Source organism: Pseudooceanicola nanhaiensis, from assembly GCF_020171315.1.
Taxonomy (GTDB): Bacteria; Pseudomonadota; Alphaproteobacteria; order Rhodobacterales; family Rhodobacteraceae; genus Pseudooceanicola; species Pseudooceanicola nanhaiensis_A.
Window position 1 is genome coordinate 29281 of record NZ_JAIUZP010000011.1, and the last position, 26745, is coordinate 56025.

The window sequence follows — 26745 nt, forward strand, 5'->3', positions numbered from 1 at the left end:
AGTACTCCGGGGGCATTGCCCCGTCCCGCGGGGCAAGAGGGCAGAGCCCCCCGGACTTTTCGAAAAGTCCGGTCCGGAAAATTCGAATTTTCCGGGGACCGCCGCAGCCGGGCACAGCCCCTGCAGCGGATCACCTAGCTCACCGGGCGCGCCGAAAAGTCTTGAAACAAGACTTTTCCCAAGAATTTTCCTTAAAATTCTTGGCCGCCCGCCTCAGCGGAGCCCGTCCATCTTGGCAATCTGCGAGACCTCGAGCCCGCCCATCCGCGCATGGACCCGCCCACCGCGCGACATGGCGAGGGCAAACATCAGCTCATCCGCCCGCGGCCCGTCCGGCAGCCCCACTTCCATGGCGTCGAAATGGCTGCGCACATAGGCGGCGTTGATATGCCCCAGCGGCACGTCGATCCGCGTGCCCGGACCGCCCTGCTTCATGGCGGAGGGTACGATGGCCAGCGCCTCGCCCAGCCTTTCGCGCATGGAATAGCCACCCGGCACATGCCAGAGCGCGGTATGCTCCAGCTCGCCCGCCTCGCCGCACATGGCGGCCTTGCCGTAGCCATCGATGCCCTCGATCCCGCCCATGGCCGCGATCAGCCGGTCGGTCATCATCAGGCCCAGCGGTTTCAGCGCGTCCATGTGGCTGGTCAGGTCCTCGACGTATTGCCCCGCGAAGGGGTTCTTCACGAGCGCCACGATGGCACCGCGCTGACGCGGCACCTCCGGTGCGGGGCCGCCGTCATGGGCGATGTCTTCCAGAAAGATCATCGTCTTGCGCAAGGTGAATTCAGGCATCTTCCGTCTCCTCCAGTGCCAATGCGCCGCCCGGGGCCATCGCGCCCACAGCCGTGCTCTGCCCGCGAAGGGCCAGGTGCGCGCCGCCGATCAGGCCGCGTGCAAGATATCTCTGCGCCCGTGCCCGCCCCGCCGCAAGGGCGCGGTCGATCTCGTCGGGCGCCAGCGGGCCGAGGTCGGTGACCACCAGCCGCGTGCCAAGGTCGCTGTCGGGGGCAAGATCACAAGCGGGCGCCCGGCGGATCGCCGGATGGCCGGGCAGGTTCACCGCGTTGGCGATCATCGTGGCCGCCGCATCGGCCTCCCCCGCCGTGCGCGCCACCACGGTCACCGCATCGGCGATGCCCAGCGAATGGGAGCGTCCGCCGCGTCCCGAGGTGGCGATCCCGCGCCAGGGCCCGGCCGCCGTCAGCGTGACCGTCCCGCCCAGCATCGCGGCAGAGAAGCCCTGCCCTGGTCCCAGCACCAGCGCGATGTCGCCGCCGTTGTTGACCCAGGCCTTCCGCGCCCCCGTTCGCGCCATCGCCCCCGCCACGTGATCGGCCACCGCGCCCGCCACCGCCGCCATGGGCGTGACGAAGGCAGGCCGGAAGGGCGCCACGGCCCGCTCCATCGCCTGCGCAACAGGATGGCACAGCGGGCCGGGGGTCTCGCTCCGCAAGGCGGGCAGTTCCGCCACGAGGTCCTCCAGCAGCCCGTCGAAGGCCATTGCGGCAGCGGCATAGGCCGCCCCGCGCACTGCCTCGTCGGCCCAGAGGATCAGGTCGATCGGCCCGTGGTTCAGGTGCAGCCGCACCCCGTCGGGCAGGAGGCGGGACTGGATCACCGCCCGGTTTCCCGCGGCAGGGCGCGCCACTCGGCCCCGTATTCGCCGCCGTTTTCCAGCACGTCCGACAGCGCCCGGATCGCGCCCTCATGCCCGCCGAGCGCCACGTAATCCGCCCGCGGCATGGTGAACTCCAGCGGGGCCACCAGCGCGGGCGTGGGCACGTAGCCAAAGCTCTGCGCGGGCATCTGCGTCACATCCGCCATCAGGGTGATCCCGCCGCCGGGCCAGACGAAACATTCCGCCCCGCCCACGGTCACCGTGGCGCGCCGCCCCTGTACCGCGCGGGTCAGCCGCACCGGGTTGCGCGTCACGCCCGAGCGCAGCGATCCCCCCGCGCCCCCGGTGAACATCACCGTGCAGAGCGCCGGTTCGCAGTTCTCGGCGATCAGGTCCACCGTCTCCTGCACCTCCGGAGACATCGGCATCGGCTGCGGGCGCAGCTCCGCGTCCAGCCGGTAGGCTGCCGCATGTTCGCCGGTGGTCGAGACCATGAGCAGCGTCATGCCCTCCTTGGCCCCCTTGGCTGCGCGCCACTCGCCGAGGATCGAGAGCGGATCCTCGATATCGGTCCCGCCCCAGCCGAGGCCCGGCTCGGCCACCTGGAAATACCGTCCGGGCGTCGAGCGCCGCCCGTTGATGCGGATGCCGGTGTCGGGCCAGCCGATCACCTTGCCTGCCTGATGTTCGCTGACGACGCCGGTGATGTGGTCATCGACCACCACCACCTCGTCCACCAGCCCCTGCCAGTGACCCGCGAACATCCCGATGGTGGCCGAGCCGCAGCCGACCCGCATCCGTTCCTCGCGCTTGCCATCGACGATGGGCGGCTGCCCGGCCTGCACGACGACCGTGGCACCGTCTTCGATCTCCAGTTCCACCGCCTCGCGGTTGCACAGCGCCATGAGCGTGTCGCAGGTCACCCGGCCCTCGGACTTGGAGCCGCCGGTCAGGTGGTCCACGCCGCCCAGCGACAGCATCTGCGAGCCGTATTCGGAGGTGATGACCAGCCCCACGACCTCGCCCTTGGCGCGCACCTTCGCGCCCTCGTGGCCAAGGTGCCGGTCGGTGTCGATCTTCACCTTCACGCCGCAGTAGGAATAGATCGCCTCGGTCACCACGGTGACCGTGTCCACGCCCTCGACCTCGCGCGAGACGATGAAGGGCGCGGGCTTGAAGTCGGGATAGGTCGTCCCCGCCCCCACGGCCGAGACGAAGAGGTCATCGCCCGCCAGAACGCTGCCGTCCCAGTCGTCCTTCAGGAAGGGCCGGATCTCGCCGCCCGCCTCCAGCCGCCGGTCCAGCACGGTGATCGGATCGCAGCGCACGATCTTGCCGCCCTCGTTGGCATAGCGGTCGCAGGCGCCGGTGCGGCCTTCGGCCACGAAACACATGACCGGGCAGGCATCACAGCGGATTTTTTCTGATTTCGCAGCGGGTTGCACGGGGGAGTTCATAGGCCGGCCTCTCTGAGAGCCGCCCGCAGGCGGTGCGGCAGGACGGGGGTGCGGGTGACCCGCACACCGGTGGCATGGGCGATGGCATTCAGGATCGCGGGCGCGGTGGGGATCAGCACATGTTCCCCCAGCCCCTTGGCCCCCATCGGGCCCTCCGGGTCGGGCACCTCGATCAGGATCGGGTCGATCTGCGGCATGTCGCCGGTGGTGGGGATCAAGTAATCGTGCAGGTTCTCGGTGCGGCCGGGGAGGTATTCCTCCATCAGCGCCATGCCGAGGCCCTGCGCGATCCCGCCCTCGATCTGGCCCTCCGCCAGCAGCGGGTTCACCACCCGGCCAAGGTCATGGGCGGCGGTGATCCGGGTGACCTTGGTGGTGCCGAGTTCGACATCCACCGTCACCTCCGCCACCTGCGCGCCGTAGCCATAGACCGCATAGGGCACGCCCTGCCCGTTCTCATCCAGCGGCGCGGTCGGCGGGTCATAGCTCTCCTCAGCCACCAGCACGTAATCACCCTCCTCGGGCAGCTCCGCGAGGTCGATGACGCTCTCTCCAGCGGCATCCCGCACGATCAGGCGCGATCCTTCCAGCGTCAGCACGGCCTCCTCGGCGCGGTTCGCCCGCATGAGGATCTGCGCCCTCAGCGCCTGCCCCGCCAGCATCGCCGCCTTGCCCGAGACATAGGTCTGCCGCGAGGCAGAGGTCTTGCCGCCATCCGGCGTGAGCGCGGTATCGGCGCCGATGGTCTCCAGCTGCGCGATCGGCAGGCCGAGCGCATCGGCACATATTTGCGGGATCACGGTGTTGGAGCCCTGCCCGATGTCCGTCGCCCCCTGATGCAGCACCAGCCGCCCCTGCGCCGTCAGCCCCAGCCGCATGGTCGAGGGGTTGGGCAGTGCGGTGTTCCCGCAGCCGTACCAGCAGGAGGCCACGCCAACGCCATGACGCAGGCGCCCGCCCTCGGTGTCCATGGCCGCCGCCCGATCGAGCGCCGCCTGCCACGGCGCCTCAAGCGCCTCAAGGCAAGCGCCGATGCCCACGCCGCCCAGCTTTTGCCCGCAGACCGTCGGCTCGCCATCCTTCAGCGCGTTGATCCGGCGGAAGGCCAGCCGGTCGATCCCCGCCGTTTCGGCCAGCATGTCATAGAGCGTTTCCTGCACCAGCGCCGCCTGCGGCACGCCGAAGCCCCGGAAGGCGCCGGACACCGGCCCGTTGGTATGCACCGCCACCGTCTCGGCCCGGTAGTTCGGCGTCCGGTAAGGCCCGGAGGCATGGACCGGCACCCGGTTCGCCACCGTCGGCCCCCAGGAGGCATAGGCCCCGGTGTTGAAAATCCCGTCGAAGGCCATCCCCGTCAGGCGGCCCTCCCCGTCGCAGCCGATCCGCGCCCGCATGGTGGCCGGGTGCCGCTTGGTGGACGAGGTCAGCGATTCCGCCCGGGTCAGCACCATCCGCGCGGGCCGGCCGGTCTTCAGCGCCACCAAGCCGATCAGCGGCTGGATGTTCACGTCAAGCTTGGAGCCGAAGCCCCCGCCCACGCCGGAGGGGCGGATGCGCACCTTCTCCAGCGGCAGGGCGAGGAGCTTGGCCACGTCCTCCTGATCCATCACCGGCGCCTGGGTCGAGGCGCGGATGTTCAGCACATCACCCTCCATCCAGGCGATCCCGGCCTCGGGCTCGATATAGGCGTGTTCGACATAGGCGGTGGTGATTTCCACCTCGGCAAGGTGAGTGGCCTGCGCCAGCCCCTCCTCCGCATCGCCCTGCGCCACGCGGCCCCGGGTCAGCACGTTGTCGGGGCGCTGGTCCTGCACGGGACGTGCACCGATGGCCTTAGCCGGGTCGAGCACGGCCTCAAGCTCGGTCCAGACCACCGGCGCCGTGCGCAGGTCCAGCGGCTCCAGCACGTCGCGCGGGCCTGCCAGCAGCGCCACCGCCTCGCCCCGGAACCGCGCCTCGCGCTCGGCCAAAGCAGGCTGGTCCGCGAAGGGCGGGATGACCCCGTGGGCGTTGATCCCCGGCAGGTCGGCGGCGGTGAAGGTCATGAGGCCCCGCGCCTTTGCCCAGCTGGTCAGCGCGGTGAGATCGAAGGCCGCAGCAGCATGGGGCGAGCGGATCGCCCGGACCCAAAGCTCGCCCTCCATCCGGTAATCGGCGCCGAAGACCTCGGTGCCCGCCACCTTGGGCGCCCCATCGCGGCGCGGCATCCGCGCGCCGACCGCCCGGCCCTGCGCGGGGGCCTGCACAAGCGCCCCTGCCGGGGTCTCGCCCGCCGTCCCCGGCACTCCGCCGGGCAGCGCGTCACAGACGGCGTCAATGATCTTCGCATAGCCCGTGCAGCGGCAGAGCACACCGCCAAGCGCCGCCTCGGCCTGTGCGCGGCTCGGCATCGGCACCTCGCGCAGCAAGGCCGTCGCCGCCACCAGCATCCCCGGTGTGCAAATCCCGCATTGGGCGGCTCCGTGGCGCAGGAAGCTTTCCTGCAGCGCGCGGCCCGCCTCGGCCTCGGATAGGCCCTCGACCGTGGTGATCTCACGCCCGGCCACCTGTCCCAAGGGCGTCAAGCAGGCACAGACCGGCGCACCATCCAGCAGGACGGTGCAGGCACCGCAGTCGCCCGCGTCGCAGCCCACCTTGGTGCCGGTCAGACCGATATCCTCGCGCAGCACGTCCGACAGCCGCGTCAGCGGCGCGGCTTCGACATCGCGGGCGGCGCCATTCACGCGCAGGCTCATCCGTGGCAAGGTCATTGGCCCGCCTCCCCGATCAGGCGGCGCATCAGCGTCACGGCCGCCTCGTTGCGATAGGTCTCATCGGCGCGCGGATCGCTCAGCGGCGACAGCGCCCCGGTCACCAGAGCCGGATCGAAGCCCGCCGCCTCTGCCGGGCGCAGGCCCGTCACCGCCGTCTCCAGCGCCGTCAGCCGCCGGGCGACGGGCGAGGCCGCGCCCATGGCGAGGGCGGCCTGCGCGATGCGCCCGTCCTCCAGCACGATCCGCGCCGCGCCCATGACGATGGAGATCACCAGATACTTGCGCGCGCCCAGTTTCAGGAAACGGCCCTGCCCCTGTACCTCGGGGATCAGCACCGCCGTCAGGATCTCGCCCGGGGCAAGCGCCACCCGGCGCGGTCCCAGCACGAAATCCTGCAGCGCCAGCACCCGCAGCCCCGCAGTCCCCGCCACTTCGACCGAGGCCCCCAGCGTCAACAGCGGCGGCAGGCCGTCCGCCGCGGGGGAGGCATTGCAGAGGTTACCGCCAATGGTGCCCGAGGTCTGGATCTGCACCGATCCCACCTCCCGCGCCGCCGCCTGCAGCCCGGCAAAGGCCGCCGGCAGATCGGCCCGCGCGATCTCGGCCCAGGAGGCGCCCGCCCCGATGCGCCAGCCCGCCGCGTCGCGGGTGATCCCCTTCAGCGCCGCGATGCCGGTCAGGTCCAGCACCGGCCCCGCGAGGGCCTGCGCAGAACGCGCCGGGAAGAGATCAGTGCAGCCAGCCGCAACGACGCAGCCACCATCGGCCGCGATCCGCAGCGCCGCATCCAGCGTGTCGGGCCTGTGGTAGGCAGTCACGGCAGGGCTCCTTTATTGTTGGTGCACAAACAGAAGCGTGCCGCTCCCGCCCCAGTCCTGTCAATCATGCATTTCAGCCCTTGCCAGCGGAACAGGGGACTCCCACAAAGAAGCGATGAAAAATGAGCACGAGACCGGCGACTACCGCCTCGACCTCCAGGTGGGCTACCTGCTGCGCCGCGCGACGCAGCGGCACCTGTCCATCTTCTCGCAGCATATCCCGCAGCTGACCTCGACCCAGTTCGCGGCGCTTGCCAAGCTCTGCGAACTGGGCCCCACGTCGCAGAACGCGCTTGGCCGGGCGACGTCGATGGATGCCGCGACGATCAAGGGCGTGGCGGATCGACTGCGCGCCAAGGGCCTGCTCGTCTCCACCCCCGACCCCGATGACCGGCGCCGCATCCACCTGACCCCCACCGAGCAGGGCCGCGCGCTCTACGAGGCGACCTTCCCCAAGGCGCACCGGGTGACGATGGACACGCTGGAACCGCTGACCGCGGAGGAACGCAGCCAGTTCCTCGACCTGCTGCTCAAGCTCACCTGAAGCCCGTTTCCCGTGTCATGGCCCCGGCGCACCGGGGCCGACATGGCCCATTGGGCTGTGCCTCGGCCGCCGTTGCAAATTGACATGCGGCGACGCGGACGGCCCGCCCGATGGGGCGCATTGCACCAGAATTAGGCAAGCACACGGGACAGCGCCGCCAATGGCGCCCTTCGGAATGTTTTCCCTTCCTCCGATCAACAGAACCAGAAATAGAATTCGCGCGCCGCACAGCCAAGCTTTGGCCACGCCTGACGCAAAGGCCCCGGGGCCTCCCCCGCGATCCATTTCGAATCCCCTTCACGAATACGGGCCGCGCAACCCGATCACGGCAACCACCGAGCCATTTTCAAACCAATTCGGACAGCAGGTTTGCACCAGCACCACAGGGCCGCCACCCTGGCCCCGCGCGTCCCGGTAAAAGCCTGACAGCGCAGCCGAATCTCCGCGCGAGTTCCGACAGCGAGACCTGCTCTCGGTCGGCGGCAGCGCGCGAAGGGCGCTCGCGGCCTTTGGTATATGATCCAAATCCATTCCGCCGCCGACATGTCTTTTGACAATAGAGATTAAAATTGAGGCGCAATGCGACGGACAAATCTTCACCCATAGAGTGTGAAAGAGACGCAGAATTGCACTCCAAGGGTGAGTTGCGACCAAATCCTCGGCACAACGCTACACCTTGTCTGTTTTGGCGCCGATATCGCAAGGGATCGTTGCGAAGCCCCCGACCCTATGCGAATTAACGATTCAATTCGTTATCGCCTTCTTTTCTCTCTCAAGGGGCACCCAAATTGCTGCGCGGAATTTTCGCTATTAGACTCAGCCCGAAGCGTATTCTCAAATTTGCGATCGGCCTGACCGGCATCGCCACGCTTTCGGCCTGTCATTCCTTCCCGCTCGCGCCCAGCGAGTACGTGCAACGGCTCGACCAGACGCCCTTCGTGATGCAGAACCGCTCCGAGGCCTGGGTCGCGACGCCGACCGCTCAGCTTGTGCTGGAACGGCGCTTCCGGAACGTGTCGGAACAGCGGATCTCGCTGCCGAACCGCACCTCGATCCCGGGCGAGAACCTGATCCTGCTGCAGGCCCACGGTACGCGCTATGCGAACGTCAGCCGCTTCATGCCGGTGGAATTGCTCAAGATCGTGGGCGGGGTGCCCGCCCCCTTCACCTCCTTCGATGATCTCACGCTGATGTCGGAACAGGATGCCCTCGGCACGCTGACCTGGGCCGTCTGGACCAACAACGCCAACCTCAACTGCGTGCTGGCCTTCCGCCGCTTCGACGGGACCAACCGCACGGTGCCCCTTGGGGCAATGGCAATGGACATGGCTCTGCGCAACTGTGTCTACGGTACCGTTGAAGAGGCGCTTGAACCGATCGGGCCCGGGGTCACGGGCTATTCCGCCATGAGCGTGGGGCTGGGGCAACGGCCCCAGATGCTCTCGCCGCTGGCCGGACCGCTGCCATGAGCGGCGGGCGTCTGCTCTCCGCGCTCGGCGCCCCGTTGATGTTCCTGCTGTGGATCGTTGCGCTGGTCCCGGTCGTGTTCCTCGCCTCCGTGCCCACCTCCGTGGGCACGCAGGGTCTGGTCGCCTTCGCCTCCTGCTGCGTCATCTACCTGCTGAAGCCGGCGGTGCATTCCAACATGATCGTACGCTTCGTCGTGCTGTCGGTCGCGGGCACCTTCGTGCTGCGCTACTGGCTGTGGCGCCTTTTCGAGACCCTGCCCTCGGCCGAGGATCCCGTGTCTCTGGGCGCCGCGCTGGTGCTCTTTGCCGCCGAGACCTTCACCGTCGGGGTGTTCTTCCTGACCGCGCTGATCTCGGCCGATCCCATCGACCACCCCAAGCCCGCCCCGGTGCGGCTGGAGGATGTGCCGACGGTCGATATCCTCGTGCCCAGCTACGACGAAAGCCCGGAGCTTCTGGCGGTGACGCTCGAAGCGGCCAAGCAGGTGTCCTACCCCGAGGGCAAGAAGACCGTCGTCCTTTGCGATGACGGCGGGACCGAGCAACGCTGCAACAGCACGGACCCGGCGCTGCGCGAGGCCTCGCGCCTGCGGCGGGCGACGCTGCAGAAGCTCTGCGCCGATCTCGGCGTGGTCTACACGACGCGGGAGCGCAACGAACACGCCAAGGCGGGCAACCTCAACGCCGCGATGGAGAAGCTCCACGGCGACCTCGTGCTGGTGCTGGACGCCGACCACGTGCCGACGCGGGACATCCTGACCCGGACGGTGGGCTATTTCGCGGAGAACCCCAAGCTGTTCCTCGTGCAGACGCCGCACTTCTTCACCAACCGGGACCCGATCGAGCGCAACCTCCGCCTGCCGGAAACTGCCCCGTCCGAGAACGAGATGTTCTATTCCCAGATCCACCGCGGGCTGGACCGTCTGGGGGGCGCCTTCTTCTGCGGATCGGCCGCGATCCTGCGGCGTCAGGCGCTTGACGAAGTCGGCGGCATCTCGGGCGAGACGATCACCGAGGACGCCGAGACCGCGCTGGACATCCATTCGCGCGGCTGGGAGAGCATGTACCTCGATCACGCCATGGTGGCCGGTCTCCAGCCCGAGACCTTCGCCTCCTTCATCCAGCAGCGCGGACGCTGGGCCACCGGCATGATCCAGATGCTGATCCTCAAGAACCCGCTGTTCCGGCCCGGGCTCTCGTTCATGCAGCGGATGTGCTACCTCAACTCGATGAGCTTCTGGCTCTTCCCTGTGATCCGCATCATCTTCCTGCTGAGCCCCCTGCTCTACCTCTTCTTCGGGCTCGAGATCTTCGTCGTCTCCACGCAGGAGGTCATGGCCTATATCGTGCCCTACCTGCTGGTTGGCATGATGGTGCAGAACGCGCTTTTCGGCGGGGTCCGCTGGCCGCAGATCTCGGAAACCTACGAGATCGCCCAGACCCCCTACCTGCTGAAGGCCGTCTTCTCGACCATGCTGCGCCCGCGCGGCGCGACCTTCAAGGTGACCGCCAAGGACGACAGCGTCGACAACGCCTTCCTGTCGCCGATCTTCGGCCCGCTGACGGCGCTGGTGGCGCTGCTGGTGGCGGGCCTTGCCGCCGCTGTCTTCCGCTGGATCGCCTTCCCCGGTGACCGGGTCGTGGTGGAGATCGTGGGCGCGTGGAACCTCTACAACTTCCTGCTGGCGGCCTATGCGCTGCGTGCCGTCTTCGAACGCCCCTCCCGTCTGGTGCGTCCGCGCACGGCCGCGGCGGCGCCGGCCCATCTGAGCTGGGAAAAGACCACCCTCGGCGACGAGGAAGAGCGCCCCGAACTGGACGCCACGATCGTCTCCGCCAGCCCGCGCCAGATCGTCCTGAAACTGCCGCCCCACGTCAGCTCGCAGCGCGAACGCAGCCTGCGCGAAGGCGCCGCCACGGGCATCAAGGCCGTGCTGACGGCCTCGCTGCCCAAGGCACCGGACCTCGAGGCACCGCTTACGGTCAGCGTGCGCTCTGTCCATGCCGATCCCAGCGGCACCCACGTGGAACTGGCCGTCGCGCCGGAAGAAATGGTCGCCGCCAGCCGCCTGACCGCCCATGTGGTCTATGGCGACAGCCTGCGGTGGCACTTCTTCCGCAAGGTGCAGCCCCAGAGCAGCACCCTGCTGGGCGGCGTGATCTACGTGCTGGGCCAGAGCCTCATGTCGCTGCCCAAGACCCTCTTCGACTTCCTGCGCGAGCCGACCCGCCGCGAACGCAGCATCGAGGACGATGTCTACAACCCGGATACCGCCTTCATGGCCTCCTCGGAGGAGCGCCGCCCCACCGCGGCCGCCGCGGCGCAGGCACGGCCCCAGCCGGTCAAGCCGTCGGAATACCTGACGGTGGAGGAGTGACGTCATGAAGAAGCCCCTTGCCGGTATCACCCTGCTTGCCGCGCTGCAGATCGCCGCGCCCGAGCGTCTGCCCGCGCAGCAGATCCTCCTCAACGACAGCGAGGCGGCCCCGGTTGAGCCAGAAGTCGCCCCGCCGTCTGCCCCCTCGGGCCTGCCGGTGATGCAATGGCGCACGCCCACCGCCGACGAGGCCACTCCGGCCGAGGCCGAGCCGATCCGCCTGCCGCTGCGCCCGCTGACGCCGCAGGCCGGTGGCGCGGGCACGCACCGCATTCAGGGCCAGTTCGCGGACGCGCGGTTCCTCATGTTCCTGCCCGAGGGCGTGGACGGCGCGGAGCTGGACCTGACGACCATCAGCTCGATCAACGTGCTGCCCGAACGCTCGCAGATCGACGTGACGGTGAACGGCCTCGCCGTGGGATCGATCACCCCCGACAACTTCGACGGGGCCCGGAGCGACGCGCTGTCGGTGCCGCCCGGGGTGCTGAAGGCGGGGCGCAATGTCATCACGCTCAAGGCTCGCCACGTGCACCGCGTCTTCTGCAGCCCCGAGGCCTCCTTCGGGGTCTGGACCGACGTGCTGCTGTCGGACAGCGGTGTCACGGTCATGCCCGACATGCTGCAGGCCGATCCGCTGGGGTTCCTCGCGGCGGTTTCGGCACAGATCGGCCAGTCCGAGCCGATCATCGTGAACAACGCCGGGACCGAATCCCATCTGGCGCAGGGCGCGGCCTTCATTGCCCATATCGAACATCTCTTCGAGGGCCTGCCGCCGCAGATCGCGGTCGAAGACCTCTACACCGTCGCCTACGACCGCCCGCAGCTGGCGCGGGTGACGGCCTTCCCGGATGACTTCGGCGCCGGCGACCTGCCGCAGTTCCGCCGTGGCGGGGATGGCGCCATCGTGCTGCTGGCCAACGCCGAGCATCCCGATGCGGTCGAGAAACTGCTGATCGACGCGGTTGGCGAAAGCGGGCTGGACTGGACCGCCCCGGACCTCGCCCCCGGCACGGCGCAATCGCTCTCCGATCTGGGTTTCGAACGGCTCGTGGGACGCGGGCGCTATATCCGCGAGACAGTGCCCTTCCGGCTGCCCCCGCAATGGCTGCTCCTGTCCGAGGAACGGGCGGAACTGCGCCTCGACTACGCCTTTGCCCGCAACCTGCCCGAGGGCGCGCTGCTGCTGGTGAAGATCAACGGCGAGACCGTGCGCCTGCTGCCGCTGGATGACCCCGAACAGGCGGGCCGGCGGGTCGATACCCTACAGGTGCCCTTCCCGGTCAACATGCTGGGGCCGGGCACCAACCGGCTGACCTTCGAAGCGCTGGTGCCGGGCGATCCCCCGGACGAAGCCTGCGTGCCCCGCGAGGATCCGATCTTCGAGGTCTTCGAGACCACGCAGCTCTCCGTGCCGGAGGCGCCGCGCATGTCGGTTCCGCGCATCGACCGCGTGCTCGACGGGCTGTCGCCCGATCAGATCCGGTTCAGCGCGGCGGGACAGGCAACCCTGCCCCTCGGGCTGCTGCCGCAGGTCGCCTCGGTCTTCGTGAACGAGGATACCTCGATGGCCACGGGCCAGGGCCCGGTGACCCTGACCATCGGCGTGCCCGCCGACCTCTCGACACTCGAGGGCAACATCGTCGACGGCAACGCCACGGTGCTGCAGGAGGCGATGCTGAACACGCCGAGCACGCGGGCCGCCGACATTGACACCTGGGCCGAGATCGACAACGGCCGCTGGTGGGCGGCCTTCGCGGATCGCGACCGGGCGATCGAGACACTGGGCCGGTTCAAGCAGCAGCTGGTCTCGCTCTGGCGCGGGCCGCAGTCCGAACTGAACACATGGATGGCCGGACGCTCTGCCGAGGCGATGATCCTGCAACCCGACATGAAGCGCCCGGATGACCTGTGGCTGATCGTGCGCCCCAACGCGCCCGACGACCGGGTCGTGGCCTCGCTGATCTCCATGCGGCAGTCGCTGGAAGGCCCGGGCGGTCAGCTGTCGCTCTTCTCCGCCGACACCGGCTGGCAGAGCTGGCGGGCCTCCACCCTGCCCCTGCGGCTGCATGAACCGATCACCTGGCGCAACGCCCGCAGCGTGGCGGGCAATTATGCCTCGCTGACGCCGGGCGGCTTCCTTGTGCCGATCTTCTTCTTCACGCTGATCGCGGCGGTCGTCGCTTTGGGCTACATGATCGCCAGCCGCCGGGGGAAAAAATGAAGCGCCGCGCCTTTCTGTCCCGCCTCGCCGCCCTCAGCGGCAGCGCCGCCCTCACAGGTTCTCCTCTCATGGCACAGCAAATCGAGATCCGGTCGCGTATCGAAGACGTCTGGTCGGCGTGGCGCGATGCCCACATGGATGCCAACGGCCGGGTGATTGACGGACCGCAGCAGAACGCCAGCCACTCCGAGGGCCAGGGCTACGGGATGCTTCTCGCCGCAACGGCAGGGGATCGCTCTGCCTTCGACCGGATGGATGCCTGGTGCCGGTTCAACCTCGAGATCCGCGAAGACCGCCTGATGGCCTGGCGCTGGCTGCCCGATGCGCGCATCCGGGTGCCCGACCTGAACAATGCCACCGACGGCGATCTCTTCCGGGCCTGGGCCCTGTTGCGGGCCGCGCAACGCTTCGACGCGCCCGGCTACATGCAGGCAGCCCGCGATATCGTCAGCGACCTCGTGACCCGCTGCATCGCGCAGGGCCCCGATGCGCAGCCGCTGCTGATGCCCGCCGTCCACGGGTTCGAGACCACCGACGGCTTCGTCTACAACCCCTGCTATGCCATGCCGCTGGCCATGACCGAACTGGCGCGCGCCTTTGACCAGCCCCGGCTCGCCGCCGCGGCCAAGGGCGCGGTCGAGGTCTCGCGCCAGCTGGCCCTGCGCGGCGTCGTGCCCGACTGGGTCGAGGTGACCTCCTCCGGGCTGCGCGCCGCCGAGGGCTTCTCCTTCGATGCGGGCTACGAGGCGATGCGCATTCCGCTCTACTACGTCTGGTCGGGGCTGTCCGACCACCCTGCCCTCCTGCGTTACACCGAAGCCCAGTCCCGCGTCCCCGCGGGCACGGCGGCGGTCGTTATCGAAAGGCAGACCGGCCACCCACGCGCCACCAGCACCGAAGCGGGCTACCGCTCCATCGCGGCGCTGACCTCCTGCGTGGTGACCGGGCAGGTGGGCGCCATCATACCGCCTTTCGATCCACGCGCGGAGTATTACCCCGCGACCCTGCAAATGTTCGCCATGATTGCCCAGGCCGAAGCAGCCCCGATGTGTGTGCCGATATGAAAAAAGCCAAACTGACCCTCGCCGCCCTCCTGTTCTCGCAAGCGACCTTCGCCTTGCCGGTCCATGCGCAGAGCCCGAACAACAGCGACCTTCAGGCGCTGCGGTTCTACCTTGCCGAAGACAATCAGGAGGCCGTGCGCTCCGAGATCCGGCGCCTGCAGCTGCGCTATCCCGACTGGGTGGTGCCCGAGGACCTGAGCGAACTGGAGGCCCAGAACGCCGGCGACGCGATCGACCGCATCTATGCCCAGATCGAGGCCGGGAACTTCTCTGTCGCGCGGGACCTGATCGAACAGACGCGGCGGGATTTCCCCAGCTGGACGCCCTCCGACTCGCTGATGTCCGATCTCACCATCGCCGAGGCGCAGCAGAACTTCGACCAGGTCGTGGGCCTGGGCGACGCCAACGCGGCGATCCGCATCGCCAACGACTCGCCCGAGCTTCTGCGCTGCGAACGGATCAACAACGCCTGGCTGCTAGCCGAGCAATACATCGCCATCGGGGATACCGATGCCGCGATGCGCATTCAGAACGGTGTAGTGCGCAGCTGCAATGACCCCGACATCCTCGTGGCGACGCTGGAAAAATCCGCCTCCATCGCAAGCGCCTCGGACCTTTCGGCCATGGCCGACACCGCCCGGGCACAGGCCCCCGTCGCCGCAGACCGGCTGACCGCCGTGGAAAACCGGCTGCTGGCCGGCATGGGGGCCAGTGCCCGCGATGGCAGTTCCGCCAGCACGGACACGGCCTCTGCCGGAAGCACGCGGCCGGGCGGCAGCACCTCCACCACCCGTCCGCCCTCCTCCGGTGGCGGCAGTTCGGCGGGCCTGAGCGCAGCCGCGCGGGCCGCGGCCCGCGGCGACTGGCAAAGCTGCCTGGCCGCGACGGCCGGGGGCGGCAGCGCCTCGGTCCTCTCCCAACGCGGCTGGTGTGCCCTGAACTCGGGCCGTCCGATGCAGGCGCTGACCGATTTCCGCGATGCCGCAGCGCGCGGCAACGGCACCACCCGGCGCGATGCGAGCTATGGCCTCGCGCTCACGCTGCTGAACCTGAACATGGTGAACGAAGCCGCCAGCGTCGCGGCCAGCACCCGGTTCACCGCCCAGCAGCGCCTCGATATCGAGAGCCAGATCCTCGACAAGCGCGGGGTCGCCGCCTTCGAGCGCAAGGACTTCCGCCGCGCCATCGCCTACTTCAACGAATTGGAGCGCCTGACCGGTGTCGTGCGGCGCGACCTCGCCCTGCTGCGGGGCTACGCCTACCTCAATTCCGGTGACCGGACCGAGGCGCGCCGCCAGTTCCTCGCGCTGCACAATCAGCTCGCCACCCCCGCTTCGCGCCGGGCTCTGGCCTCTATTGGCGATTAATTCCGAGAAACGATTCGCCCTCTTTTGAAGGGCTTACGCTGCAATTGTGTCCCACCCCTCAACATTAGGTTGAAGTGGGGCGCAATTGCGGCCACTGCCTTAATTTGGCGCAAATTTTAAAATCCTTACAGTGTATGGACTTAGCCCGTTTCAACAGGCCAATGCTGCGTTTGCACATCGAAAAAAGGCAAGATTAAGGCTAGGTTAAAGATGCAGGGTCGTCGGCACCCGCTGCCAGCCGAGCTTGTTAATCTGGTAAAATTTTTTCTGTCAGGATTTTCATTATGACCAAGCAAGAAATCGAAACCAAACGTTTCCAGAATACCCGCCGCCGCCGTCGTGCACAGGCGCTCGAACTGCTGATCGGTCTGGCCGTCATGGCCTGGATTGTCGGCACGCTGGGCGTCGCGGCCTAAAGACCTGCCTGTTGGCAGGCCCGCTGGGGGGTGGGCCTGTCGCGAAGTCCTCTAACACACAGGCGGTCCAATGTTACTGAGTACCTCTTAGGCCACGGCGTCCCCCCGACGCCGTGGTTTCCTTTTGGGCCATCGCTGTCGTCAGGCAGGCGCCTCGCCCATGGCTAGAGCGCCGCTCCCGGCGAGGTACCCAAGAGTTTTCGAAAATTCTTGGGAAGATTCTTCGAAGAATTTTCTGCGCGGACGGCGGGCGTCAGACCCCCAGATGCGCCCGCAGGCGCCCGGGATCGGCCCTCAGCGTGGCGCGGTCCATCTCGTCCCGGTTCGCGCCCATCTCGATGACGAAGACCCGGTCGGCCATGTCCAGCACCGCGTCCACCCTCTGCTCCACCAGCAGGACGGCGACACCGCGGTCACGCATGGTCAGCACCACCTGCCGGATCACCTCGATCATCGAGGGCTGCAGGCCCTCCGTCGGCTCGTCCAGCAGCAGGAGCTTCGGCCTCAGGGCAAGCGCCCGGGCCGTGGCCAGCATCTGCTGTTCCCCGCCCGAAAGCGTATCGGCGCGCTGTCCCAGCCGCTCGCGCAGGCGCGGGAAAATCTCCAGCAACTCCTCGCGCAGCGCGGCATCCCCGCCCCGGGTCATCAGGCCGATCTCGATGTTCTGGGCCACCGTCAGCTCGCCAAAGAGCCGCCTGCCCTGCGGGATATAGCCGACGCCCTGTTTCGGCACCTCGTGGGGCGGCAGGTCGGACAGCAATGTGCCCTCCAGCGCGATGGAGCCCGCCCCCGGGGGCAGCAGCCCCATGATCGCCTTCATCAGCGTCGTCTTGCCCGCACCGTTGCGGCCCATCAGGCAGGTGATCTGCCCGGCCTGCGCCGTCAGCGAGACTCCGCGCAGCACCTGTGCCGCGCCATAGGAGACGTCCAGCCCTTCGATCTTCAGCATCACGCCTCCTCCGTCCCGGTGCCGAGGTAGGCCGCCTGTACCGCGCGGCTGGCGTGGATCCCCTGCGGCGTGCCCTCGGCCAGCACCTCGCCAAAGTTCAGCACCGTCACCCGGTCGGCCAGTTCCATCACCACGGACATGTTGTGTTCGATCAGGAGGATCGTCGTCTCGGCCTTGAGTGCCCGGATCAGCGCCTTGAAATCGGCGATCTCGCTCTCGGCCAGCCCCTGTGTCGGCTCGTCGAGGATCAGCAGGCGCGGGCGCTGTGCCAGCCCCATGGCGATCTCCAGCAGCCGCTGGTGGCCGTAGGAGAGGTCTCCCGCCACGTCCGCCGCCCGGTCGGCCAGACCCACGCGGGTCAGCGCCTCGCGCACCTCGGCCTCCACGGCCTTGGCATCCCCGCCAAGGCGGCGCATGGCGGCCAGGGCCACATTCTCGTGGCAGGTCAGCTTGCCGAAGACCGAGGTAATCTGGAACGTATAGGCCATCCCCAGCCCGACGCGCTTGGGCGCGGGCAGCGCGGTCACGTCGCGCCCCTCGAAGGTGATGGAGCCCGAAGACGGCGGCAGCCGCCCGATCAGCATCGAGACAAAGGTGGTCTTGCCGGCCCCGTTCGGGCCGATGAGCGCCCGGATCTCATGCTGCGGCAGGTCGAAATCCACCTCGTGTACGGCAGGCAGGCCCGAGAAGCTGCGCGAGAGGCCGCGGGTCTGGAGGATCACGCTCATGGCAGGTCCCTCCAGAGGCGGCGCTTCACCTCGCCCACCAGTCCGTGGGGCAGGAACAGCGTCAGCAGCACCAGCGCCACGCCCGCGATCAGCATGTAGGCGTCGGTCACGCCCGAGGAGAGGTCGATCAGGTAGAACATGAAGAGCGCGCCCACGAAGGGCCCCAGCACCGTGCCCGCCCCGCCGAGAAGGACCCAGAGCAGCGGGAAGATGGAATATTGCACGCCCGCAAAGGTCGCCCCGGCATAGCCGAAGAGCAGCGCATAGGCCGCGCCCGAAAGCGCCGAGATCGTGCCCGAGATCACCAGCGCCCCCAGCTTGGTGCGGAAGGCGTCATAGCCCAGCAGGCTGGCGCGTTCCTCGTTCTCGCGCAGGGCCACGAAGACGCGGCCCCAGCGGTGGCGCACCAGCCAGAGGGTGAAGATCAGCACGACGGAGAAGAGCGCCCAGGCGATCAGGTAGCGATGCGCCTCATCCGAGAGGTCCATGCCCCAGAGCCGCCGCGTGGCGGAGGGGATGACGAAGCCTTCGTCGCCCCGCGTGATGTCGCGGAAGTAGACCAGCGTCATGGCCAGCGCCTGCGAGAACATCAGCGTCACGATCATGAAGCTGACGCCTGCCGTGCGCAGCGCCAGCAGCCCCACGACCAGCGACAGCACCACCCCCGCCACGATGCCCGCAGCCATCGCCGGCAGCGCGCCCGCGTCGAAGTGGTAGGAGAGCAGCCCCATCCCGTACATGCCCGCGCCGAAGAACATCGCATGGCCGAGGCTCAGCAGCCCGGTGTAGCCGAAAGCGATGTTGTAGCCCATGGCATAGACCGCCAGCACCATGATGCGGGCGACATTGCCGTGCTGGTAGGCGGGCAGGACGAAATGCCCGGCGAACAGCAGTGCGATCAGGCCCAGGTGCAGGCCCCAGTAGTAGCGCGCGGTCATCGGCCCTTGCCCCCGAACAGGCCCTGCGGACGGAAGACCAGCACCAGCGCCACGGCCAGCGTGGCGAGGATCTTGGCCAGCGTGGGCGAGAAGAAGACCGAGATAATGCCATCGGACATGCCGATCAGCACGGCCGCCACGATGGTGCCCGCCAGCGACCCGAGCCCGCCGATGATCACGACGATGAAGGACAGCAGCAGCGCGTCGCCCCCCATCAGGTAGTGCGCCTGCTGGATCGGCACGATCAGCACGCCCGCCAGAGCAGCGAGCCCCGCGCCCACGCCGAAGACAGCGGCATAGACCCGTTCGACCGGGATGCCGAAGGCGGTGGCCATCTCGCCGTCCAGCTGGGTGGCGCGCATGATCAGCCCGGCCTTGGAGCGCGTCATGAAGAGTCGCAGCGCGGCGATCAGCACCACGGCGGCCCCGATGACGAAGAGCTTGTAGGAGGTCGTGGACAGCCCCCAGGGGAAGTAGAAGGACAGCCCGCCCTCGCCCCATTCGACCCATGGCAGCGCGATGCGGTGGTTGAACGGCGGCACCACGGGGCGCGCGTCGGCGCCATAGGTCATCAGCGTGGCCTGCTGCAGGATGTAGAGCAGCCCGATGGTGGCAACGATCGTCCTCTCGGGGTCGTAGTTCAGCCTCTTGAGGATCACCATGTCGGCCACGGCGGCCAGCCCGCCCACCAGAAGCGGCGCGAGGATCGCGGCAGCGATGAAGGCCAGGGCCGGGCCGCCGCCGATGAAGGAGGTCACCGCCCAGGCCATGACCGCGCCCAGCATGTAGAATTCGCCATGCGCCACGTTGACCACGCGCATCACGCCGAAGACGAGGCTGAGCCCCGAGGCCATCAGCGCCAGCACCGAGGCCAGCACCGCGCCCTCCAGCATGGCGAGCATCAGGTAAGGTCCGAAATCCATGAAGTCCGTCGCGTCTTGAGCTCTCGCGCCGCCCGGGATCGGGCGGACGCAGGGGACAGCCCCCGGCAGCAGACTGCCGGGGGGACTGTCAGGTGCCCTCTGTGCCGGTCGGGGCCGGGCGCCGGTTGTCCGACACCCGCCCCGTCCCGGTCAGAAGTGCGTTCCGATCCGCCCGATCAGAACGACATCGTGGTGTAGTCGACCTCGTCGGGGTACATCGTGTCCTCGATCGAGGCGGTGTGGACTTTCACCAGCTTGCCGCCCTCGACCTTGGAAATGTACTGCTGCCCGAAGGTCTGGTGGGTCTTGCCGTTGAACTTCTTCGGCCCCTGCGGATGGTCGAAGCCCTCGGGCATGTCGGTCATCGCCTCGACCGCTTCGATCAGCGCCTGCCGGTCCTCGATGCCCTTGTAATCGCAGGCTTCCATCCCGGCCTTGATGATGTGCAGCGTTTCCCAGCAGCCGAACATGTGGGCATAGGTCGCCACGTCCTTCGGATCGGCCAGGCTGGCGCCGTTGGCATCACAGCCGACGGCCGCGCGGTAGGCGGTGGAATACTCGGTATCATCCGCCTGCGCGTAGCGCGGCATGCCTTCCCAGAAGTAGGTGCCGTCCAGGAACTCGAGGCCCGGCGAGGTCAGGTCGGTGGCCTCGATCGAGTCGACGAAGCCGAAGATCTCGGGCCGCGAGGGGCCGAAGAATTCGCCCAGTTCCTTGACGAAGGTCAGCACGCCGGGGCCGATCATGACGTGGTAGATCACTTCCGTCTCGCGCGGGATGCGCGGGAAGTACTTCGTATATGAGGTTTCGCTCGGCGGGATGGCGATCTTCTCGATCACCTCGCCGCCCGCGGCCTCGATGGCCGGCGCGAGGTTGTCGCGGTGGTCGTAGCCGAAGGCGTAATCCGGGAAGATCATGGTGACCTTCTTGCCCAGCACATCCGTGATGAAGGGCGCCATGGCCTGGATCTGGCTCTTCACGTCGGTGATGCCCGGCTGCAGCGTCCAGCGGTTCAGCGCACCCGAGGCGACGTGGTGGCCTTCGGAGACCACGAAATAGGGCAGCTTCAGCTCTGCCGCGCGGGGGGCGGAGCCCATGACCACGTGGCTGAAGAGCGTGCCATAGGCCACGTCGCAGTTCGACTGGTTGGCGAATTTCTCCAGCACCTCGGCGCCGCGCTTGGGATCGGTGCCGTCATCCTCGGTCACGATCTCCACCGGGCGGCCGTTGATGCCGCCTTCGCCGTTGATCTTCTCGACCGCGGCCAGGGTGGCGCGTTCGTACCAGCGCCCGTAGGCAGCACCGATGCCGGTGGCGTGCTTCTGGAAGCCGATGCGGATGGGGGCCGCGCTCTGCGCCGAGGCATAGCGCCCCAGCAGCGGCATCGTGGCCGCGGCGACGCCGCCGGCAGCCAGTGTTTTCAGTGCTTTACGACGACCGGGGGAGTGCAGCTTGGCGCCCTCTCCCGCGGGCAGGATCAGCTTGGTCATCTCGGTATCCCTGTTGGTTGGACGTGTCGCGGGTCTTATAGGGTGACCCTTGGAATCAAGTCTTTAGGCACGCAAACGACTTGTCCAGTTTTTCCGCACGTCGGCGCGGGATCACTCGTAGGTACACAAACAAACTGCTCAGAGCTTCGGCGCAGATGCCCCTGCGGCAGCCCCGTTTGCCCGGGTCAGATGCCGCGCGGCGAGGCCAGCAGCCACAGGCCGAAGAGCGTGTAGAGCACCATGAACGCCGCCAGCGGCAGTTGCGAGACAGCGGCGCGGGCGTGATTGCCCGTCAGCCGCAGCGCGATCAGGTGCGACATCAGGATGGCGATGACATGGCCCAGCACCACCGCCCCCGCCTGCGACAGCCAGATCGCCTGCACCGTCGCCCGCGTGTTGAAGAAGCCGGTGGTCACATGCCACTCCCAAAGACCCGTCAGATGGCCGAGCGCCTCCCAGACGTTCTGCCCCTCCACAAGCGCCGAGGGCAGGTAATGGGCGATATGATAGCCAAGGGCGATCGGCAGGATCGCTGGCGCCAGCAGGCAATAACCCGCGCGCAGGTCCAGCGGCAGCCGCGCCAGCCGCAGCCCCAGCCAGACGCAGAGCGTATAGGCCCCGATCAGCAGGCCCACCGCGACAACCATGCCCGCCGCGCTCTGCCAGACCACGGCAGAGCGCCCGGGGAATTCCAGTGGGTTGATCCCGATGCGGCCGAACCACCAGAAGGTCTCGTTCAGCCCGTCGAAGGAGCCGATCCCGAGGGCCGTCAGCATGAAGGTCGCCTGCGCCAGCGCGGGCCGGGGCATCTGCAACGCCTGCCAGCCCGGCAGGCCGAGGCTCAGCGCCCTGCCCCGCCGCGCCAGCAGGGCGATCTGGCCGTAGAGCCGCAGCAGCGTGCCCAGACCCTCCGCCCGGCGCAGCCACGTGGGGCCGAAGACCAGCGTGCCAGCCATGTGCAGGCCCCAGTAGCTCAGCACCATCAGCGCCAGCCGCTCCGGATCGGCCGGGGCGGGATGCGCCAGCAGCACGGCGGCGAAGGCGAGGAAACTGGCCAGCGCCAGCCAGCTGCCCAGCGCCCGCGGCAGGTGCGCCAGCCGCCGCCAGCCCAGCCCATGGGCCAGCGCCCAGACCCCGCGCCACGGATCCGCCAGACGCCAGAGACCGCCCGCGATCAAGGTGAGCGAGACGAGGAAGATCCAGAAGACGCTCCATATCCCCAGCGGCAGCAGGTTCTCCGTCGGGTCATGGGGGCCTGTCAGGCCCAGCGCCACCAGCCCCATCAGCGCGGCCGTCAGCGCAAGGCTGATCCGCGCCCGCCCCGGCAGGGGCCGCACCCGCGCCAGCCCGACAGGCCGGAACAGCGCCGCCGCCCAAGACGGGGGCACCAGCGCGATCAGCAGCACCGTCAGCGCCACGCTGGCCGCGCCGCCCGCGACATAGAGGTCCGTGGGCAGCAGCAGGACGAACCCCTGCTCGGAGGCATGGGCCAGCGCTGTCGAGGGCAGCAGCAGAAGAAGCGGGAGGAGCGGCAGGGATCTCATGCCGCCAAACTGCCCCTTTCCTGATCGCGCGCACAGGGAAAATTCGCCGCAGGACGCAGCGCCGTTGACTTTTGGTCAGCCCATGGAAATCATTTGTGCACGAATGGTTTTCAGGAGGCTGTCATGGCGGGCACCAGCAGGGCCGAGGCAACAGGGCGCGTGATCGGCGTCGATGTGGGCGGGACGTTCACCGATCTGGTGCTGACCGATCCGGCCACGGGCCGGGTGCGGCTGGCCAAGGTGCCCTCGACCCTCGACAATCAGGCACGCGGCGTGATGAACGCGGTGACCGTGGCCGAGGCCGACCTCGCCACGGTGGACCTCATCGTCCATGGCACGACCACGACCACCAATGCCGTGCTGGAGCGCAAGCTGGCCCGCACCGGGCTGATCACCACCGCCGGTTTCCGCGACGTGCTGGAACTGGGCCGCCGGACCCGCCCGCAGGCCTATGGGATGAAGGGCAGCTTCACACCGCTGATCCCCCGCGACCTGCGCCTAGAGGTGCCCGAACGGATGGATGCACAGGGCCGCGTCGTCACCGCGCTGGATGAGGACGCCCTGCGCGCCGCCGCGGCGCAGCTGCTGGAGGCAGGCTGTGTCTCGGTCGTGGTGCACTTCCTCCATGCCTATGCCAACAACGCCCATGAACTGCGCGCGGGCGAGATCCTCGCCGAGGTCTGGCCCAACGATCACGTCACCCTCGGCCATGCGCTGCTCTCGGAAAGCCGGGAGTTCGAGCGCGGGGTGACGGCGGCGGTGAATGCCTCGGTCCAGCCTTTGCTGGAACGCTATGTCTCGCGCCTGACGGGCGAGCTGGAGGCGGGCGGCTACGGCGGCGACCTCCTGGTGATGAACGGCAACGGCGGCATGGTCTCAGCCCGCGCGGTGTCGCGCGAGGCGGCCAAGACGGTGATGTCGGGCCCCGCCTCGGGCGTCATGGCCGCGGCCTTCACCGGCCGGGCGGCCGGGCTGGAGAACCTGCTGACCTACGACATGGGCGGCACCTCCACCGATGTGGCGCTGATCCGCGATGCCCAGCCCGCCGTCAGCAACGAGATCGAGGTGGAATATGCCATGCCGATCCACGTCCCCATGGTGGACGTGCGCACCGTGGGCGCGGGCGGCGGCTCCATCGCCAAGGTGAATGCCGCAGGCCTGCTGGAGGTCGGCCCCGAAAGCGCGGGCGCCACGCCCGGCCCGATCTGCTATGGCCGCGGCGGCACAAGGCCCACGATCTCGGACGCGAACCTGCTGCTGGGGCGGCTCGACCCGGGCAAGCTCGCCTCTGTCGAGGGCGGCGTGACGCTGGAGGACGTGCGCGCGATCTTCGCTTCCGAACTGGGCGAACCGCTGGGGCTGACGCCGGAAGAGGCCGCCGAGGCGGTGATCCGCCTTGCCAACGTCAAGATGTCGGGTGCGATCCGCATGGTTTCGCTCTCGCTTGGCGCCGATCCGCGGGACTTCGCGCTCTTCGCCTTTGGCGGCGCCGGGCCGCTCCATGCCTGCGCGCTTGCGCGGGAGTTGGGCGTGCCCAAGGTCCTCGTCCCTGCCCGCCCCGGCATCACCAATGCGCTTGGCTGCGTCGTGGCCGACCTGCGTCACGACTTCGTCACCACCCTGAACCGCCCGCTCGACGCCCTGCCGATGGAGGACCTCGCCGCGGTGCTGCGCGCGCAGGAGGCCGAGGGCCGCGCCCTCATCGCCCGCGAGACGGTGCCGCTGAGCGAGGTGCGCGCGGTCTTCTCGCTCGATATGCAGTTCATGGGCCAGACCCACCTGCTGCGCGTGCCCCTCGACGGGGCCGAGATCACCGCCGAGGCGCTGCTGGCGCGGTTCGAAGAGGTCTATTTCAACCGCTTCCGCGTGCGGCTGGAGACGATCCGCGCCGCGGTCGTCAACGCCAACTGCTCGGTCATAGGCACCCGCCAGCCGCTCGACCTGACGATCCTGCTGGACCCGGCCGAGCGGCGCGCCACGCTGGCCGAGGCACAGCGCGGCACGCGGTCGGTCTGTTTCGACGGCGCGTGGCACGACACGCCGCTCTACTGGCGCGATCACCTGCCCACGGGCGCGGTGATCCCCGGCCCCGCCATCGTCGAGCAGATGGACACCACCCTGCTGATCCCGCCCGGCGACCGGGCCGAGGCGGATGCCATGGGCAACCTGATCGTTCACATCGGAGGTGCGGCATGATCGACCCGATCACCCTCAGCGTCATCCAGGCGGGCCTGCAACAGGTCTGCGACGAGATGGACCTCAGCTTCTCCCGCGCGGCCTTCTCGCCCGTGATCGCCGAGGCCAACGACCGCTCCGACGGGATCTATGCCGCCGAGGATGGCGCGCTGATCGCACAGGGCGCGGGCGGCCTGCCGGTCTTCGTGGGCACGATGCAATATTCCACCCGCGTGCTGGTGGAGCGTATCCGCGACGGGCTGACCCCGGCGCCGGTCGAGGGCGACATCTACATCGTCAACGATCCCTACCTCGGCGGGACGCACCTGATGGACGTGCGCTTTGCCATGCCCTTCTACCGGAACGGCGAAATCTTCTGCTGGCTCTCGAACACCGGCCACTGGCCCGATACCGGCGGCGCTGTGCCGGGCGGCTTCTCGGCCTCCGCCACCTCGGTGGAGCAGGAGGGCCTGCGGCTGCCGCCGGTGCGGCTCTTCAAGCAGGGCGTGCTCGATCCGGAGATCTACGCGATCATCTGTTCCAACATCCGCGTGGCGGATCAGCGGATCGGGGATGTGCAGGCGCAGGCGGCGGCGCTGAAGGTCGGGGCGGAACGGCTCTCGGCCCTGCTCGACCGCTATGGAGACGACGTGGTGGCTGGGGCGATTGCCGAGTTGCGCGCCCGCGCCGCCCAGCAGATGCGCGCCTGCATCGCGCTGATCCCTAAGGGATTGCACGAGGCGGTGGCCTGGATCGACAGCGATGGCGTGGTGAACGAACCGCTGGCGATCCGGCTGGCGGTGACCCGGCAGGGCGACGGGCTGCGCTTCGACTTCACCGGCTCCTCCGCGCCCTGTGTCGGGCCGATGAACTCGGTCCTCGCCACGACGCTCTCCTCGGTCTACCTCGCCATACGGCATCTCTTCCCGGAGGTGCCGATTTCTGCCGGCGCCTTCGAGCCGCTTGAGGTGACAGGCATTGCGGGCACCTTCCTCGATGCGCAATACCCCCGCCCCGTGTCGGGCTGCGCGGCCGAGGTCAGCCAGCGGATCGCCGAGGCGGTCTTTGCCGCCCTTGCCCCCGCCTTGCCCGACCGGGCCACGGCGGCCCCTGCGGGCACCTCGGGCAACTTCGCCCTTGGCGGACACGACCCCGAGAAGGGGCGCGACTTCGTCATGTACCAGCTCTCGGGTGGCGGCTACGGCGGCAGCGCGGGCGAGGACGGGCTGGCCAATGGCTGTTCCACCATCGGCATCTCCAAGGCCCCGCCGGTGGAGATCATGGAGCAGCAGTTCCCGGTGCTCTACCACCACTACGCCTTGCACGAAGGCTCCGGCGGGGCCGGTGCCCATCGCGGCGGCTTCGGGCTGGATTACAAGCTGGAGCTGCGGCGCGGATCGGCGCGGGCGAGCTTTGTCATGGACCACGGGCGGTACGGGCCGCAAGGCGCCATGGGCGGCGCGGACGGCGCGATGAACCGGGTCGAGGTGATCCGGAACGGCGCGGTCCATGTGCCGGAGCATCTGTCGAAGGAGCAGGACATCCCGCTGGCTCCCGGCGACGTGGTCCATGTGCGCACGCCCGGCGGCGGCGGCTGGGGCGATCCGATGCGCCGCGACCCGGCGCTGGTGGCACAGGACGTGCGGCTGGGGCGTTACACGGCGGCGCAGGCAGAGGCGCTCTTCGGCGTGGTGCTGGCGGGGGTCGAGGTGGACGCCGAGGCCACGGCGCCGCGCCGCGGGGCCGGCGTCTAGGCGCGCCGGTCGAGAGGGTATCGCGCGGGGGCGGTGACGCCCGTTTTCTTCAAAGAAAACGGACCGGAATTTTTGAAAATTCCGGGCAAGGTTGAGAGGTTTGCGCCGGGGGAAAAGCGACCGGGAGCCGGCATGC

At 68.6% G+C, this 26745-nt stretch carries 20 protein-coding genes; 9 read left to right on the top strand and 11 right to left on the bottom strand.

The features are described 5' to 3' along the window. Positions 1-213: 213 nt before the first annotated feature. The 5 genes from LCM32_RS17725 to LCM32_RS17745 are packed head-to-tail and all read right to left on the bottom strand — an operon-like array spanning position 214 to position 6649. Positions 214-795 (bottom strand): amino acid synthesis family protein, encoded by a 582-nt coding sequence (locus LCM32_RS17725; RefSeq protein WP_224822428.1) that lies wholly within the window; start codon positions 793-795, stop codon positions 214-216. Continuing rightward, positions 788-1621, bottom strand: coding sequence for a UPF0280 family protein (locus LCM32_RS17730; RefSeq protein ID WP_224822429.1), 834 nt, complete (start codon positions 1619-1621; stop codon positions 788-790). The genes LCM32_RS17725 and LCM32_RS17730 overlap by 8 nt, the downstream gene beginning before the upstream one ends. Continuing rightward, positions 1618-3078 (bottom strand): 6-hydroxynicotinate reductase, encoded by a 1461-nt coding sequence (locus LCM32_RS17735; protein ID WP_224822430.1) that lies wholly within the window; start codon positions 3076-3078, stop codon positions 1618-1620. Before LCM32_RS17735 ends, LCM32_RS17730 begins: the two co-directional genes overlap by 4 nt. Then, entirely contained in the window at positions 3075-5828 is a 2754-nt protein-coding gene (locus tag LCM32_RS17740; RefSeq protein ID WP_224822431.1) for a molybdopterin-dependent oxidoreductase, read from the bottom strand. The genes LCM32_RS17735 and LCM32_RS17740 overlap by 4 nt, the downstream gene beginning before the upstream one ends. Further along, positions 5825-6649: an FAD binding domain-containing protein gene (locus tag LCM32_RS17745; protein WP_224822432.1), complete on the bottom strand. Its 825-nt coding sequence runs from the start codon at positions 6647-6649 to the stop codon at positions 5825-5827. Before LCM32_RS17745 ends, LCM32_RS17740 begins: the two co-directional genes overlap by 4 nt. 115 nt (positions 6650-6764) lie before the next feature. Between LCM32_RS17745 and LCM32_RS17750 the strand changes: the two genes are divergently transcribed. The 7 genes from LCM32_RS17750 (at position 6765) to LCM32_RS22020 (ending at position 16108) form a co-directional block, all read left to right on the top strand. Continuing rightward, the gene (locus LCM32_RS17750) at positions 6765-7193 is read left to right on the top strand and encodes a MarR family winged helix-turn-helix transcriptional regulator (protein ID WP_224822433.1); all 429 of its coding nucleotides are present in this window, start codon (positions 6765-6767) and stop codon (positions 7191-7193) included. A gap of 788 nt (positions 7194-7981) precedes the next feature. After that, entirely contained in the window at positions 7982-8662 is a 681-nt protein-coding gene (locus LCM32_RS17755) for a hypothetical protein (RefSeq protein ID WP_224822434.1), read from the top strand. Next, positions 8659-11040, top strand: coding sequence for a UDP-forming cellulose synthase catalytic subunit (gene bcsA / locus LCM32_RS17760; protein WP_224822435.1), 2382 nt, complete (start codon positions 8659-8661; stop codon positions 11038-11040). Before LCM32_RS17755 ends, bcsA begins: the two co-directional genes overlap by 4 nt. A 4-nt stretch (positions 11041-11044) precedes the next feature. Further along, positions 11045-13261, top strand: coding sequence for a cellulose biosynthesis cyclic di-GMP-binding regulatory protein BcsB (locus LCM32_RS17765; protein WP_224822436.1), 2217 nt, complete (start codon positions 11045-11047; stop codon positions 13259-13261). Positions 13262-13329: 68 nt separating this feature from the next. Beyond that, positions 13330-14325 carry a glycosyl hydrolase family 8 gene (locus LCM32_RS17770; protein WP_224822437.1) on the top strand — a complete coding sequence of 332 codons (996 nt, stop codon included), beginning with the start codon at positions 13330-13332 and terminating at the stop codon, positions 14323-14325. Then, positions 14322-15692: a hypothetical protein gene (locus LCM32_RS17775; protein ID WP_224822438.1), complete on the top strand. Its 1371-nt coding sequence runs from the start codon at positions 14322-14324 to the stop codon at positions 15690-15692. The genes LCM32_RS17770 and LCM32_RS17775 overlap by 4 nt, the downstream gene beginning before the upstream one ends. Positions 15693-15976: 284 nt before the next feature. Next, positions 15977-16108 (top strand): hypothetical protein, encoded by a 132-nt coding sequence (locus LCM32_RS22020; protein WP_263618230.1) that lies wholly within the window; start codon positions 15977-15979, stop codon positions 16106-16108. 253 nt (positions 16109-16361) lie between these two features. On the opposite strand, the gene LCM32_RS17780 is transcribed toward LCM32_RS22020, so the two are convergent. From LCM32_RS17780 to LCM32_RS17805, 6 genes are all read right to left on the bottom strand, one after another. Next, a complete protein-coding gene (locus LCM32_RS17780) occupies positions 16362-17057 on the bottom strand; it encodes an ABC transporter ATP-binding protein (RefSeq protein ID WP_224822439.1) in 696 nt (231 codons plus the stop codon). Then, positions 17057-17785 carry an ABC transporter ATP-binding protein gene (locus LCM32_RS17785; protein ID WP_224822440.1) on the bottom strand — a complete coding sequence of 243 codons (729 nt, stop codon included), beginning with the start codon at positions 17783-17785 and terminating at the stop codon, positions 17057-17059. Before LCM32_RS17785 ends, LCM32_RS17780 begins: the two co-directional genes overlap by 1 nt. Beyond that, positions 17782-18723: a branched-chain amino acid ABC transporter permease gene (locus tag LCM32_RS17790; protein ID WP_224822441.1), complete on the bottom strand. Its 942-nt coding sequence runs from the start codon at positions 18721-18723 to the stop codon at positions 17782-17784. The genes LCM32_RS17785 and LCM32_RS17790 overlap by 4 nt, the downstream gene beginning before the upstream one ends. Next, entirely contained in the window at positions 18720-19646 is a 927-nt protein-coding gene (locus tag LCM32_RS17795) for a branched-chain amino acid ABC transporter permease (RefSeq protein ID WP_224822442.1), read from the bottom strand. The genes LCM32_RS17790 and LCM32_RS17795 overlap by 4 nt, the downstream gene beginning before the upstream one ends. A gap of 176 nt (positions 19647-19822) precedes the next feature. After that, a complete protein-coding gene (locus tag LCM32_RS17800) occupies positions 19823-21136 on the bottom strand; it encodes an ABC transporter substrate-binding protein (RefSeq protein WP_224822443.1) in 1314 nt (437 codons plus the stop codon). Positions 21137-21321: 185 nt separating this feature from the next. Then, positions 21322-22680, bottom strand: coding sequence for a hypothetical protein (locus tag LCM32_RS17805; protein ID WP_224822444.1), 1359 nt, complete (start codon positions 22678-22680; stop codon positions 21322-21324). Between the two features lie 123 nt (positions 22681-22803). Between LCM32_RS17805 and LCM32_RS17810 the strand changes: the two genes are divergently transcribed. Together LCM32_RS17810 and LCM32_RS17815 are read left to right on the top strand one after the other, a co-directional pair. Beyond that, on the top strand, positions 22804-24876 hold the full coding sequence (locus LCM32_RS17810; RefSeq protein ID WP_224822445.1) for a hydantoinase/oxoprolinase family protein: 2073 nt from the start codon (positions 22804-22806) through the stop codon (positions 24874-24876). Then, positions 24873-26609 carry a hydantoinase B/oxoprolinase family protein gene (locus LCM32_RS17815; RefSeq protein ID WP_224822446.1) on the top strand — a complete coding sequence of 579 codons (1737 nt, stop codon included), beginning with the start codon at positions 24873-24875 and terminating at the stop codon, positions 26607-26609. The genes LCM32_RS17810 and LCM32_RS17815 overlap by 4 nt, the downstream gene beginning before the upstream one ends. The last annotated feature ends 136 nt before the right edge of the window (positions 26610-26745 follow it).